We start from the raw sequence: 13,963 nt of genomic DNA on the forward strand, positions 1-13,963 counted from the left end.
CGCGATCAGCGAAGCGCGGGCGCGGCCTCTCCCACTCCGTCGCCGGCTCGGCGCCCGGCCCGGCCCAAAAAACCGAACAGCCGCGGCCGGCAGACGCGCCGGATTCGGCTGAACCGGCGGAAATCCGCTTCGCCGCGGCCGATGTCGCGCCCCGCGTCGAGCCCGGCCTTGGCCAGCGATGGAACCGCCCCGTCGATCGCGATCGCCGAGGACAGGCTCTGCTCCAGCACATGACGGCGCTCGGCCGCGTCGCGCCCGAAATAATAGATGGAAAGCGGCGGCGGGCGGCGGCGGATCGCCGCGATCGCGTCCTCGATCCGCGCATAGTTGCGGATCGGCAGGATGGGGCCGCGAATATCTTCCTGCATCAGCAGCATATCGTCGCTCGCATGGCGGACGATATGGAACGGCATCCCGCCGCGACGCGGCTCGGCGGTCCTCACCTCGCCCCCGCGCGCGCGCGCGTCGTCGAGCAGGCGGGTCAGGCGTCGCTGTTCGGTCCCGGACAGCAATGCCCTGTCCCCTCCTGCGCGCGCTGCCGCGCGCCACAACCAGTCGGCAATCGCCTCTTCCTGATCGTCGGGGGCGAGCAGAAAATCGGGGGCGAGCGGCGCTCGCCCGCCGTTCGCGCGTTTGTGCGCCACGATCGTGCCGGCGATCTTCGCAAAGTCGGCCGAGCGGCCGACGATCACCGGCGACTTGCCCGAGCGCGCGGCCATTGCTGCATGATCCTCCTGCGGCTCGTGCGTCAGCAACAGGTCGAAAGCAAGCTCCGCAAAGCCGCCGTCGGTCACGACCGCCAGTTCGAGCGGGTCGAAGAAATGCGGCGCCAACTCGCCAACCAGCTCCGCAAGCCGCGGCGAGGCGGCATCGAATTGCAGCATGACCCGATTGCCCGCCGCGAATATGCCCGCGAGAAGGCCCGCGATGCGGAACAGAGGGAGCGACGCAGGCAGGGCGACGCCGATCACCCCGATCGGCTGATATTCGACATGATCGCCGCGCAAGCGAGCGAGCAGCCCGCGCGCCTTTTCGGGCTGCATCCAGCGCTCGACGCCGTCCAGCGCCGCCCGCAGCGCCGCGAGCGCTGGTTCCACTTCGGCGGCCCGCGCCGACTCGGCATCCGGAGCCGTCCCGTCGGCGACGAGCGCGCGGCAAAGCGCCTCGGCATTCTGCCCGATCATCTGCATGGCGCGCTGCAACCGGTCGCGCCGGCTGGCCGGCGAGACCGGCAAGCCGGCGTAAAAAGCCGCGCGTTGCGCTTCCAGCATCCTTGCCCTCCCCACAGCTTATCGCTCCCAGCTTCTAGTCCGCCGTCGATCCGTGGCAAGTTCAAGTCGAATCGTTTCATCGCACGGGAGCCAATGGGCGTTTCCGCCGTTTAGGCGAAGGCGCGAGCCATCTTCAAATAAAAAACGAATTATTTCATCTTGTTAGCCAAATATCGGCTCGATCGGAAACCCATATCGCTTCGCCTTCGAATTGGCTCTGTTCAAAGCGGGCAAGTTGACGCCCCCGCTCCCGCAAGGCGATTGTTCGCAGGCGCACAATAAATCGCCTTCATAAAAGGGAGCAACGCGTCATGCGTATCGTTATGATCGGGTCCGGCTATGTCGGGCTGGTTTCGGGCGCCTGTTTTGCCGACTTCGGCCATCATGTGACCTGCGTCGACAAGGACGCGAACAAGATTGCGCGCCTGCACGCCGGCGGCATCCCAATCTATGAGCCGGGTCTCGACGATCTGGTCGCGCGCAACGTCGCGGCGGGCAATCTGGCCTTCACCACCGAGCTTTCGGAGGCCGTCGCCGCCGCCGATGTCGTGTTCATCGCGGTCGGAACCCCCAGCCGCCGCGGCGACGGGCACGCCGACCTCTCCTACGTCCACGGCGCCGCGCGCGAGATCGCAGGGGCGCTGAGCGGCTTTACCGTGATCGTCACCAAATCGACCGTGCCCGTCGGCACCGGCGACGAGGTCGAGCGGATCATCCGCGAATGCAATCCCGCCGCCGACATCGCCGTAGCATCGAACCCCGAGTTCCTGCGTGAAGGCGCCGCGATCGAGGATTTCAAGCGCCCCGACCGGGTCGTGATCGGCATCGAGGACGAGCGTGCGCGCGCGCCGATGGAGGAAGTCTATCGTCCGCTCTCGCTGAACAAGGCGCCGATCGTCTTCACTCGCCGCCGCACGAGCGAACTGATCAAATATGCCGCGAACGCCTTTCTTGCGATGAAGATCACCTACATCAACGAGATGGCGGACCTGTGCGAGCATGTCGGCGCCGACGTTCAGGAAGTCGCGCGCGGTATCGGGCTCGACAACCGGATCGGCGCCAAATTTCTCCACGCCGGTCCCGGCTATGGCGGCTCCTGCTTCCCCAAGGACACGCTGGCGCTGATGAAGACCGCGCAGGATCACGACGCGCCGCTGCGGCTGATCGAAGCGACGATCGCGGTCAACGAGCAGCGCAAGCGCGCGATGGGCCGCAAGGTGATCGCGGCGATGGGCGGCGAGGTGCGCGGGCGCACGGTCGCGGTGCTCGGCCTGACTTTCAAGCCCAACACCGACGATATGCGCGACGCACCCTCGATCGCGATCATCCAGGCGCTGCAGGACGCGGGTGCGAAGATCCGCGCCTATGACCCGGAAGGCATGGCTGCGGCCAGGGCGGTCCTCGAAGATGTGGACTACGCCGCTTCGGCCTATGCCGCGGCGGAAGGGGCATCGGCGACGGTGATCGTCACCGAATGGGACGCCTTTCGCGCGCTCGATCTGGCGCGCCTCAAGGCGGTGATGGCCGAGCCGCTGCTCATCGACCTGCGCAACGTCTATCCGCCCGCTCAGGTCGCCGAAGCGGGCCTGCGCCATGTCGGCATCGGCCGCCCCGGAACCGCGGACGCCGGCCCCTCCCTGAACGCGAGGGAGGCAGCGTGACCGGCGGCAATCCCATATTGGTGACCGGCGCCGCGGGCTTCATCGGCCATGCCGTGTCCGAACGGCTGCTCGCGCGCGGCGAGCGCGTGATCGGCGTCGACAATTTCACCGACTATTACGATGTCGCACTGAAAAAGGCGCGCATGGCGCGTCTGGCCGATAGTCCCGATTTCCGCCTGATCGACGGCGATATCGCGAGCCCCGGCCTCGTCGCCGAGCTGGTCGAAGCCAACGGCGTGCGCCGCATCGTCCACCTCGCCGCACAGGCGGGCGTGCGCTACAGCCTCGAAAACCCCTTCGCCTATGAGCACAGCAACTTGAAAGGGCATCTCGCGGTGCTCGAAGCGGTGCGCCACACGGGCGACATCGAGCATCTCGTCTATGCCTCGTCGAGTTCGGTCTATGGCGACCGTCCGCTCGGTGGCGCGGGATTTCGCGAGGACGAGCCATGCACCGCGCCGGTCTCGCTCTATGCCGCGACCAAGCGCAGCTGCGAGCTAATGAGCCAGAGCTATGCCACGCTCTATCGACTGCCACTCAGCGGCCTGCGCTTCTTCACCGTCTATGGCCCGTGGGGGCGGCCCGACATGGCCTATTACGGCTTCACGCGCAAAATCCTGCTCGGCCAGCCGATCGAAGTTTATGGCGAAGGGCGGATGGCGCGCGACTTCACCTATATCGACGACATCGTCGACGGGGTGGTGGGCGTGCTCGACCGCCCGCCCACGCGCGGCGATCACCGGCTGCTCAATATCGGCGACTGCAATCCGGTCGGTCTGATGGACATGATCGCGATGATCGAGCGCGCGCTCGGCCGGCCGGCGATCAAGCTGATGCGGCCGATGCAGCCGGGCGACGTGACCGCGACCTATGCCGACATTTCGGCGATCCACGCGCTCACCGGATATAGTCCCAAAGTCCCGCTCGCGCGCGGGATCGAGCGGTTCGTCGACTGGTATCTCAGTGAAATCGAACGGGGTGGGAGAGGCCCGATGGCAGCGGTGGCCTGAGCCGGAAAACCGGCCGGACGCATGTGGAGGTTCAAATGCTGCAACGGACGACTATGCCCGCCAGCGATCCCGATGGGTCGCCCGTCATCTGCGTCACCGGCCTGCGCGGCTTTCCGCATGTGATGGGCGGGGTCGAGAGCCATTGCGAGGAACTGCTGCCGCGGATCAAGGCGTTATGGCCCGGCCACCGCTCGGTGGTGCTGGGCCGCGCGCCCTATCTGCCCGAGCCGGCGGGCGAGCATCGCGGGGTCGAGATCATCGGCATCCCCTGCCCGCGCTCCAAGCATCTCGAGGCAGTGGTCTCGACGCTCCTCGCGGTCTTCGCCGCGCGGCGGCGCGGCGCCGGGCTGATCCACATTCATGCGATCGGCCCCGCATTGATGGCGCCGGTCGCGCGCCTGCTCGGCCTGAAGGTGATCGTGACACACCATGGCGCCGACTATAACCGTGCCAAATGGGGCGTGCTCGCGCGCAGCGCGCTGCGCGCCGGCGAATGGCTGGCGCTGACCTTCGCCGACCGGATCATCGCCGTGTCGCCCTCGCTCGCATCGCAGCTCAAGCACAGCTTTCCGAAGCGGTCGCAGGCGATCGCCTATATTCCCAACGGCACGTCCGAATTGCCCGACGATGCCGATCCCGCGCTCGTGCTCGAGCGTTTGGGCATCGCCGACGACGAGTTCGTCCTCGCAGTCGCGCGGCTGGTTCCCGAAAAGGGACTGCATGATCTGATCGAGGCGTATGAGCGGTCGAACTGCCGCGCGAAACTGGTCATCGCCGGCTCGGCCGATCACGAAAGCGACTATGCCCGCGACCTGCTCGCGCGCGCCAGCGACCGGATCATCTTCGCCGGCGTCCAGTCGCGCGCGACGCTGAAGCGCCTCTATGAACGCTGCGCGCTGTTCGTGATGCCCTCCTATCACGAAGGCCTGCCGATCGCGGCGCTCGAGGCGGCGAGCTGCGGCGCGCGGGTGCTGCTCAGCGACATCCCGGCCAATCTCGACATCGGTTTGGACGCGGCGAACTATTTTCCGGTCGGCGATGTCGCCGCGCTCACCGAACGGCTCGACGCCGATTGCGCCAATTTTCAGGTCGATGCCGAAACGGTGCGCGAACGGTTCAGCTGGGACCGTGCGGCCGAGGATACACTGAAAGTCTATCGCGACGCGCTCATGCGGGGACGGCCGGCGCGGCGCCCCTCTACCCGCCCCCGGATCGTCGAAGGCTAGAGCATCGTGCCGGAAATCTGCACCGTTTCCCCGAGCGAAGACGAGGGGCTCTGCCGAGCGAAGTCGAGGCTGCGACGGTGCGGGTTCTCGCTTCGCTCGAACGAGCCCCTCGTCTTCGCTCGGGGAAGCGGATGATTCAGATTTCGCGCAATTTGCTCTAGAGCAAGATCAGCTTTGACTGAATAAGCCGTGTGCTCCCGCGCAGGCGGGAGCCCATCTCCCGGCGGCGGAATCCTGCACCGGTCGGAGATGGGTCCCCGCCTTCAGCCTCTGGCTGAAGTTTATCCTGAGCGCCTGCCAAGGCAGACGAAGGGCGGGGACACACGAACACGCACAGGTGCTTCATTCAAAGACGATCAGACTCTAGGAATCAGGCGTTCAGGCGGGTGACCACCTCGGCCCGATCGGCGGCGGCAATCCTGCCGCTGAACCGGATCTTGGCACCGACGCGCGTTGCGTGGGCGACGACGGGCCGCCAGGCGCCCGCCTGCCACTGCCAGCTGCGGATGCGCCAGCGCCCCGCCCCCTCCGATGCGATCGCCAGCGTCGGCCGGCCGGCGTGTTCGGCACCCGCCTCGCGTGCGGAGCATCCACCGACCGCCGCGGTGCCGGCCATCGAGGCCAGAAGTGTTCGCCTGTTCATCGCTCTATCCTCTTCGTTGGCCATCCACACATCAACACTTCCGGCGCCCATCGGTTCGCTCGCGGGGTCAAAAGACTTCAGGGCGCGGCGATCGTCTCGGGCGCGGTCTGATAGGCACGCGGGCCGCTGCGCCCGGTCGCCCGCTTGATCAGCGCCTTGCCGAGCCGCTGTCCGGGCAGTTCGACCAGCCGGTAGGTGGCAAAGGCGAGCGCATAGGTCGCCGGCGCGACGATTGCCCCGGTCAGTGCGAACCGCCCGGCAGCGCCGAGACCGGTTCCGAAGCGCCCGATCACCGCCGCCGCGACGGGCTGGAGGATCAAAAGGTGGATCAGATAGGTGCCGTAGGACAGCTCGCCGAGCCAGAAAAAGGGCCGGCTGCCGAGCAGCCGGGATACCCAGCCGACGGGCGCGAGCGCGCGCCAGTGAACGAGGGCGAAAAAACCGAGCAGGAGCAGTTCACGCACGGCAAAGTGCAAGAAGTCTTGCTCGCCTCCGATCGGGATCGCGGCGAGCAGCATTCCCGCGCCGAGGCGACCACCCAGCCGCGCACGACTTTCCCCAGGGTCGGCCGAGATCAGCATACCGGCCAGGAAAAGCTGCAGCTTGAGCGGCAGGAAGGAGGGCATCGGATAATCGAGCCCGGCCGCCCAGGCGAGCAGGGCGATCGCCACGCCGCCGCCCGCCGCCACCAGCGCCGAAGGCACCCAGCCGATCCGCCGTCCGAAGAGGATAAGGAAGGGGAAAAGCAGGTAGAATTGCATTTCGAGCCCAAGGCTCCAGTCGGGAAGCGGCGTGCGAAAGGCATAGTCCGGAAGCAGTCCGAAGGCGAAGCTAAGATGCGCCGCGATATTGACCAGCCCCGCGTCGGTATAGCGTTCGGGCGGCTGAAGCGCTTGCCCGAGGAAGCTGTCGATGGCCACCCGGTCGGCATAGATCAGCGGCCCCGCGATCAGCGCCGCCGCGAGCGTCACATAAAAGAGCGGCGCGAGGCGAAAGAAACGGCGCGTCCAGAAGGCGGCCCAGGTGCCGGGCGCGCGCCAATCCTCGCGCTCGGCGCGCAGCCGGTACTGGAACATCATCAGAAAGCCCGACAGCAGGATGAACAGATCGACCCCGAGGTCGGGCTTGCTCACCAACGGCAGACGAAAGCCCGTGAGGATCATCATATGCCCGACGAGCACCCAGAGCGCCGCGAGCCCGCGTAAGCCGTCGAGGCACTCGACCCGCCGGACGTCCATGTTCGATCTCCGCAATCGTTCGTCGAGACCCTCGTGATAGAGGTGCAGCGCCGCAAAACCACCGCGCGCGGGCCCTGAATCGGTCAGCCGCCCCCCGGGGGCGATGAAGCGGGCGCCCCTCCTGTGCACTGCAGCAAAGGTGCGTGGTAGACAGGTCGCGAACCGACGGTCGGACGAGAATCCAGCGAGGGACGATGCCGCACAAAAGGCGGATATTATTCGCGATCAATTCGCTCGCGGGCGGCGGCGCCGAGCGCGTTCTCGTCACGCTGCTCGACGCGTCCGGTCCGTGGCGCGAGCGATTCGACATCCATCTTGCGCTGCTCGACGACGAAGCGCGCGCCTACGCGATGCCCGACTGGGTTGCGGTCCATCAGCTCGACGCGCGGCACAAATTGCTGCCGAGCCTGATACAGCTTCGCGCGCTCGCGGGGCGGCTTTCGCCCGATGCGACGCTCAGCTTTTTGACGCGCGCCAATGTCGCCAACGCCTTTGCGATGGCGGGGCGCCGCCGGCCGTGGCTGATCAGCGAGCGGGTCAACACCAGCGCCCATCTGGGCGACGCACGCGCTGCAAAGGCCATGGTCCGCCTCGTCTATCCGCGCGCCGCGCATGTCATCGCGGTGTCCGAGGGGGTGATCGACGATCTCGCGGCCCATTTCGGCGTCGCGCGCGCGCGCCTGTCGGCGATCGCCAATCCGGTCGACCATCGCCGCATCGCGGAACTCGCCGCAGAAGAGCCCGCCTTCGCCGTCGAGGGTTCCTATATCGTCGCGGCCGGACGGCTGATGCCCAACAAGAATTTCGCGCTGCTGTTGCGCGCCTATGCAAAGGCCGCACCGGCCGAGCGCCTTGTCATTCTGGGCGAAGGGCCCGAGCGGGAGGCGCTTGCGGCGCTCGCGGCGTCGCTCGGTATTGCCGATCGTGTCGATATGCCCGGCTTCGTCGCCAATCCCTTCGCGATCGTCGCGCGCGCGCGGGCCTATGCGATGCCTTCCAATGCGGAGGGGTTTCCGAACGGGCTGGTCGAGGCGATGGCATGCGGCGTGCCGGTTGTCGCCACCAATTGCGCCTCGGGCCCGTCCGAAATTCTGGCCGACCGGCCGCGCGATGCGATCGCCGGCGGGATCGATGTCGATGCCGGTGCGTTGGTTCCGACCGACGACGTCCCGGCCTTTGCTGCGGCGCTCGAACATGTGCTTGCCGAACCGCGCCGGAGCCTTTGCGGCGCGCGCGCGCGCGAACGCTCGCTTGCCTATGGCGTCGAACGGGCGGCGCAGGCCTATTGGGCGCGTATCGAAGCGGCGCTCGCTGCGCCGTCCGCAGCGCTCCGGCACAAAGAGATTGCAGCATTACAGTCAGGAGTAAGCCGATGAAATGGCCCATGCAGATCGCGCTCGCGGGCGCGCTCGCGCTCGGCGGGTGCAGCGGTCAAACCCCGCTCGCGGGCAGCGGTGCCGCGCCGCCGCCCGCCGCGGCGTTCAGCCTCTCGCCCGGCGACAAGCTGAAGATCGCGACCTATGGCGAAGAAGCGCTGACCGGCGAGTTCGAAATCTCGCCCGCGGGCACGATCGCCTTTCCGCTGATCGGCGACGTCAAGGCGGCGGGATTGCAGCCCGAGGAACTGTCCAAAGCGATCGAGGCGAAGCTCGGCGACGGCTATCTGCTCGAGCCGCGAGTGACGGTGCAGGTCGCCAATTTCCGTCCGGTCTATGTGCTCGGCGAGGTGAACAAGCCCGGCGAATATCCCTATACGCAGGGGCTCACCATCCGCGGCGCGGTGGCGAAGGCCGACGGCTTCACCTATCGCGCGAACGAAAAGCGCGTCTTCCTGAAACGCGCGGGCGAAGCCGACGAGCGCGTCTATCCGATGACCGCCGATTTCCCGGTGCTGCCCGGCGATACGATCCGTTTTGGCGAGCGCTATTTCTGATGGAGATGGCCAGCATTCCCGCGGCCTCCGCGCCCGCGGCCGAAGCCTCTGACGAGACCGGCAAGCCGCATCGGCGGGGCTGTGCGGTCAGCTTTGCCAAGCTCAGGGCGCTGCTCGCCGCGGACCTTTATCGCTACGCCGGGCGGGTCGGCGCCGGCCCCTTCCTGCGCCACTATGCCTTCACCCCGGGCTATAAATATACCGTGCTGATGCGCACCGCCGGCTGGCTCAAGCTGAAACCCGCCAAGGCGCTGGGCCTCTATTATCTCGCCAAATGGCTGCTGCTGCGCGCGCGCTACAAATATGGCTTTGCGATCCCCGAATATATGGAGATCGGACCGGGGCTGTTCCTCAACCGCTTCGGCGGTTTCTATTTCCATGGCGACGCGGTGCTCGGCAGCAATGTCAACGTCACGCACGGTGTCGTGCTCGGTTATATGAACCGCGGCGGACGGCGCGGCGCGCCGGTGATCGGCCACCGGACCTTTCTGGGATCGGGCGCCAAGGTCATCGGAGGCATCCATGTCGGCGCCGAGGCGGCGATCGGCGCCAATGCGGTGGTGACCAAGGATGTGCCGGAGCGCGGCGTCGTCGGCGGCATCCCCGCGAAGCTGCTCTCCGATCAGGGGTCGGCGGGCTATATCAACCGCCTCGCACCGCCCGAACTGCTCGCCGCCTGCGAAGGTGCGCTTCTGGGATGGTGCGAGGATGCGGCGAAGGCGAAGCGCGGCTGATCGCCCGGATCGCCCGGCCGGCTTTGTATGAGGCGCTTATGAAAGCTGGTGTGTCCCCGCGAAGGCGGGGACCCATCTCCGGTGGGCGCAAGATGGAGCGGCCGGGAGATGGGCTCCCGCCTTCGCGGGAGCACACGGTCTTTCACAATGGCTACCCTTAGAGCCCCGAAAAGGTCACGCCCACCGACACGCGATTGTCGGCGAAACCGCGTCCCGCATCGACACCGTCGCTCGACTGGGTGCGCCGCTGGACGTCGAAGCGTAGTGCGATCCGCTTGCTCACCAGATAGGAGGCGTTGGCGCGCCACGTCCAGCGGTCGTCGCGCCGGTCTATATCGTTGAAATCGCGCTGCTCCAGATCGACGCCTGCGCTCAGGATCAGGTTGCGCAGCAGCTCGTAATCGGCGCGCAGCGTCATGTCGGTAGCGAGATAGCCGGTCGCGCCGTTGACGCCGGTTTCGCGCACGCCGCGGTCGATCGTGCCGGTGATCGTCACGAGCGGGGTCAGGAAATAGGCAAGCTCGCCGCGCACGAGGAGGCCCGAGACATCCTCGAACTGGTCCGACCGGTAATCCTGACGCAGATAGCCGAGCCGGAGCGACCCGCGCGCCTTGCGTCCAAGCTCGAAACTCGCACCGCCCGCGACGTCGAAACCCGTTGAATCGCGCGCATCGACCTCGCCCGTGCGTTCGCGATAATCGCGCTGGTTGACCGAGCCCGCGACGAACAGCGCGATGCTGGGGTTCAGCGCATATTCGCCGATCGCGGTGCCGGTGTAGATGGTGTGATCGCGGAAATCCTGATCGATCGGATCGCCGGTGGGCGTCTCGCTGTCGCTATAGTTGCGATTTTCGGCGTCGACCACGGCGCGCAGGCGCAGCCGGTTGAAGACATGGGTATAGGTCGCGGTGCCGCCGGTCAGCATGAAGCGGATCGGCCGTGCCGCCTGCGTCGGAGAGTCCGGCGAAACGCGCTCCTGGCTATAGCGTCCGTTGCGCAGCGTGACGTCGAGCGTGTCCGATGTGCTGATCGTATAGAGCGCGCCGGCATCGACGCGATATTGGGTGGCGTTCTCGCTCGACCGGTCGGCGTAGCGCAGCAGGTCGAGTTCGCCGTCGAGCGACAGTTTCAGGTTCGGCGATGGCCGCACCAGCGAAAAGCGCGGGCGGATGCGCAGATAGGCGTCGCCGATGCGATCGTCCGGCTGCGCATAGAGATTGTCGTCATAGCCCGCGCCGATCGCGATGCGCGGCAGCAGTTCGAGCGCGCCGACATGGATCGGCTCGGGCGAATAGTCGGGCCGGCGCCGCTCGAGCACGCTGATATTGCGGTCGCGCCCGAAGGGATTTTCGGTCGAAACCGATCCCAGGCCGTCGGTCGCGTCCGATTGCTGGGCAAGTGCTGGCGAGGCAAGGCCGCAGCCGAGCAGCACAAGGGGAATGACGCGCTTCATCGACGGGCGACCGTCACGAGGATCGGCCGGTGATCCGATCCGGTCGCCGGCAGCCGCCGCGCCGATACCAGCCCCCAGCGGGGCCCGGCATAGAGATGGTCGATCGGCAGGACCGGTAGGGCGCGCGGCCAGCTCGGCAACGCGCGCGTCATGCGGACGAGGGGCGCGAGGGCGCGGTCCTGTTCGCGCATCGCCGCGGCCCACGGTGTCAGGTTCATGTCGCCTGCAACGATCAGCGCGTCGCGATCGATCCGTGCCAATGCCCGCGCCACGTCGCGTCTTTGCACCGCCTGGGCCCGCGACGTGGGGTGGGTATAATGGAGTGTCGCCGCCGTGAAGGCGCGTCCATCGGGGCCTGCGATCCGCGCCCACAGCACCGGCGGACCGAATTTTCGCCCCTTCGAATCCCTGAAAAAATATCCGCTGTCGACGATCGGCCAGCGCGAAAAAATCGCGAGATCGCAAACCGCGGGGCATTTTGTCGCATAGGGGAGATGCTCGCCCAGCGCCGCGAGCAGGGGGCGGAAGCTTCCGCCCGCTTCCTGCAGCATCAGGACATCGGGTCTCGCGTCGATAATCGCCTGCGCCGTATCCGCCGGATTGGGGTTCTTCCGCCAGACATTGTGCGTGAGCAGGCGGATCTTCGGGGCTTCCTGCGGCGCGACCGGTATCGTGCGCGTGAGTTCGGGCCACAGGCCGATCATCACCGGCGCCAGGCCGAGCAGCGCGGCAATGATGGTCGAGATCAGCCGCCGCCGTGCAAGCAGCAAACCGAAAAGGATGATCGAACCGAACAGCGGTAGAAACGAAGCGAGGGGATCGAGCAGCGGCACCACGCCGCCGGCGAGCGACAGCCAGGCAGCAAAGCTCCCGCCACCCGCCAGCAGGATGCCGAGGGTGCGGACCGCTCTCACGCGCGAGCGAGCAGCCGGTTGCGCAAGGCATGGGTCGATTGCCGGAGCGGGGCGGGGATCAGCTTGGCGGCGAGCAGCAGCGCCGCGGTGCCCGTTCCCTCCGGCAAATAGAGGTCGCCCAGCCGGATCGACATGCGCCCCGGATATTTCATCGCATAGCGCGCATAATGCCCGATCTCCTGATTCACCAGCCGCCGCAGCAGCGCGGCCTCGCGCCCGGCCGTCCGTGCGAGCATCGCCCGCGCGGTTTCGACCAGGCAGGGCAGCTCGAGCGTCGTCGTCGATTTACTGACCTTGTTCTCGCTGTCGCGATGGAAGACAGCAGTGACGCGCGGATCGTAGCGCAGCGTTCCGCGGGCGAGCACGCGCAGCCACAGATCCTTGTCGCCGCCGCGTACCGCGCGCCCTTCGGGAAAAAGCCCGGCCTCGATCAGCGTGTCGCGCCGGATCGCGATCGCGCCGGTCCACATCGGACATTCGCGCACCGCGAGCCAGGCGGTCAGAAAGCCGGCGAGGTCGAGGCTTCGCGGCCGCGCGAGTTCGGGCGCGATCCGCTGGAGCTGCGACCGGTCGCCGAACCTATGGTCGAACCGGGTCGCCGCAGCGCACGCACCGGGGTCCGCGGCTATCGCTTCGGCAAGCACCGCAAGGTGGTCGGGCTGCCACAGGTCGTCGGCGTCAAGAAAGGCGATCCAGTCGCCGCGCGCCGCATGGATGCCGAGGTTGCGTCCGGCATAACCGCCGGGGCCGGGTGCCGGCAGGTCGAGCAGCCGAATCCGCTCGTCGTCGATTGCGGCCACCAGTTCGCGCCCGCCGTCGGTCGAGCGATTGTCGATGACCAGTATCTCATGCGCAGGCAAGCTCTGCGACAGCGCACTTTCCATCGCCGCGCGAACATGCGCCGCCTTGTTATAAAGCGGCATCACCACCGAAAATCGTGGGGAGGAACGGGTAACCGTCATCAATCGCGCGCTGCCTTTCGTCCGCCGGCAAGGCTGAAAAATTCGAGGACCGCGACGCCTGCCAGTTCCAGCGTCAGGATCATCACCGCCAGCCGCCGCTGCAACGGCAAATCGCGCGAGACCGCCACCCGGCGAAGTCGCCGAAGCGTGTCATAGGCGGTCACGCCGAGCACATGGAGGAGGCGCGGGCGCCGCGTCGTGCGATCCCAGCGCCCGCCGCTCAGCCGCTGGCGCTTGCGGACGAGTTCGGCCCGGCTGGCGCGCACCGGATGGCGCACCACCATCGCGGGGACATAGACGAGCGGGCGGCCGGCGCCCCTGATGCGCAGCGCCATCTGCCGGTCGCCGCCCGACTTCAGCGCCGCGTCGAACCCGCCGAGCTGCCGAAGCAGCGCCGTCTCGCTCGCCCAATTGGCGGTCGCGCAATTGCCGCGCGCGGCGTGCGCCTGCGGGAAGCTGAACAGCCGCTCATAATCGCCGAACACCTCGCGCTCCTCCTCGATCTCGTCGAACAGCTCGATCCGTCCGGCGAGCACGCCGAAACCGGGATTCGCCTCCGCCGCGCGCACTATCTGTTCGAGCCAGTCGGGCGCGGGTTCGCAATCGGCATCGGTGAAGGCGGTGATCGGTGCCCGGACACGCTCGATCCCCCGATTGCGCGCCGCATAAGAGCCGGGGGCGGGTTCTTCAAGCAACTCGACGCCGGGACAGGAGCGCGCGATGGTGCGCGTCGCGTCGCTCGATCCATTGTCCACGACGATGATCTGGATGGCGTCATGCGGAAGCGTCTGACGCGCGAGGGCGTCGAGGCAGCGGCCGATCACCGCTTCGCCGTTCCACACCGGTATGACGACTGCGATTTGAAACATGGTAACGCCTGTTCGAAGGTGCCGGTCGCCGCTCAATCGGCTTCCCGCG

Annotated in this window: 13 protein-coding genes; 6 read left to right on the forward strand and 7 right to left on the reverse strand. The window is 67.2% G+C overall.

Annotation, left to right across the window (positions count from 1 at the left end):
* Positions 1-5 precede the first annotated feature (5 nt).
* Positions 6-1,271 carry an aldehyde dehydrogenase family protein gene (locus KNJ79_RS15120; protein WP_317151680.1) on the reverse strand — a complete coding sequence of 422 codons (1,266 nt, stop codon included), beginning with the start codon at positions 1,269-1,271 and terminating at the stop codon, positions 6-8.
* 311 nt (positions 1,272-1,582) lie between these two features.
* Here KNJ79_RS15120 and KNJ79_RS15125 point away from each other — a divergent pair, with 311 nt between their 5' ends.
* The 3 genes from KNJ79_RS15125 to KNJ79_RS15135 are packed head-to-tail and all read left to right on the forward strand — an operon-like array spanning position 1,583 to position 5,168.
* A complete protein-coding gene (locus KNJ79_RS15125) occupies positions 1,583-2,932 on the forward strand; it encodes a UDP-glucose dehydrogenase family protein (protein WP_317151681.1) in 1,350 nt (449 codons plus the stop codon).
* Positions 2,929-3,942, forward strand: a complete 1,014-nt coding sequence (locus KNJ79_RS15130) for an NAD-dependent epimerase/dehydratase family protein (protein WP_317151682.1) — start codon at positions 2,929-2,931, stop codon at positions 3,940-3,942. The genes KNJ79_RS15125 and KNJ79_RS15130 overlap by 4 nt, the downstream gene beginning before the upstream one ends.
* Before the next feature lie 35 nt (positions 3,943-3,977).
* Entirely contained in the window at positions 3,978-5,168 is a 1,191-nt protein-coding gene (locus KNJ79_RS15135; protein WP_317151683.1) for a glycosyltransferase family 4 protein, read from the forward strand.
* Between the two features lie 370 nt (positions 5,169-5,538).
* On the opposite strand, the gene KNJ79_RS15140 is transcribed toward KNJ79_RS15135, so the two are convergent.
* Positions 5,539-5,811 (reverse strand): hypothetical protein, encoded by a 273-nt coding sequence (locus KNJ79_RS15140; RefSeq protein WP_317151684.1) that lies wholly within the window; start codon positions 5,809-5,811, stop codon positions 5,539-5,541.
* Positions 5,812-5,888: 77 nt separating this feature from the next.
* Complete coding sequence (locus KNJ79_RS15145; RefSeq protein ID WP_317151685.1) at positions 5,889-7,049, reverse strand: acyltransferase family protein; 1,161 nt, start codon at positions 7,047-7,049, stop codon at positions 5,889-5,891.
* Positions 7,050-7,243: 194 nt separating this feature from the next.
* Between KNJ79_RS15145 and KNJ79_RS15150 the strand changes: the two genes are divergently transcribed.
* Genes KNJ79_RS15150 through KNJ79_RS15160 form a run of 3 tightly spaced genes read left to right on the forward strand, consistent with a single transcriptional unit; the run spans position 7,244 to position 9,716 of the window.
* Positions 7,244-8,425 carry a glycosyltransferase gene (locus KNJ79_RS15150; protein ID WP_317151686.1) on the forward strand — a complete coding sequence of 394 codons (1,182 nt, stop codon included), beginning with the start codon at positions 7,244-7,246 and terminating at the stop codon, positions 8,423-8,425.
* Positions 8,422-8,982, forward strand: coding sequence for a polysaccharide biosynthesis/export family protein (locus KNJ79_RS15155; RefSeq protein ID WP_317151687.1), 561 nt, complete (start codon positions 8,422-8,424; stop codon positions 8,980-8,982). The genes KNJ79_RS15150 and KNJ79_RS15155 overlap by 4 nt, the downstream gene beginning before the upstream one ends.
* A 5-nt stretch (positions 8,983-8,987) precedes the next feature.
* Positions 8,988-9,716 carry a serine O-acetyltransferase gene (locus KNJ79_RS15160; protein ID WP_317151688.1) on the forward strand — a complete coding sequence of 243 codons (729 nt, stop codon included), beginning with the start codon at positions 8,988-8,990 and terminating at the stop codon, positions 9,714-9,716.
* 157 nt (positions 9,717-9,873) lie between these two features.
* On the opposite strand, the gene KNJ79_RS15165 is transcribed toward KNJ79_RS15160, so the two are convergent.
* From KNJ79_RS15165 to KNJ79_RS15180, 4 genes are read right to left on the reverse strand one after another with little or no spacing between them, the layout of a single operon-like run.
* Positions 9,874-11,169: an outer membrane beta-barrel protein gene (locus KNJ79_RS15165; protein ID WP_317151689.1), complete on the reverse strand. Its 1,296-nt coding sequence runs from the start codon at positions 11,167-11,169 to the stop codon at positions 9,874-9,876.
* Positions 11,166-12,083: an endonuclease/exonuclease/phosphatase family protein gene (locus KNJ79_RS15170; RefSeq protein WP_317151690.1), complete on the reverse strand. Its 918-nt coding sequence runs from the start codon at positions 12,081-12,083 to the stop codon at positions 11,166-11,168. The genes KNJ79_RS15165 and KNJ79_RS15170 overlap by 4 nt, the downstream gene beginning before the upstream one ends.
* On the reverse strand, positions 12,080-13,006 hold the full coding sequence (locus tag KNJ79_RS15175; RefSeq protein ID WP_317153932.1) for a glycosyltransferase family 2 protein: 927 nt from the start codon (positions 13,004-13,006) through the stop codon (positions 12,080-12,082). The genes KNJ79_RS15170 and KNJ79_RS15175 overlap by 4 nt, the downstream gene beginning before the upstream one ends.
* A gap of 38 nt (positions 13,007-13,044) precedes the next feature.
* Positions 13,045-13,914, reverse strand: coding sequence for a glycosyltransferase (locus tag KNJ79_RS15180; protein ID WP_317151691.1), 870 nt, complete (start codon positions 13,912-13,914; stop codon positions 13,045-13,047).
* Positions 13,915-13,963 lie beyond the last annotated feature (49 nt).

The sequence above is a fragment of the Sphingopyxis indica genome, from assembly GCF_032879645.1.
Taxonomy (GTDB): Bacteria; Pseudomonadota; Alphaproteobacteria; order Sphingomonadales; family Sphingomonadaceae; genus Sphingopyxis; species Sphingopyxis indica.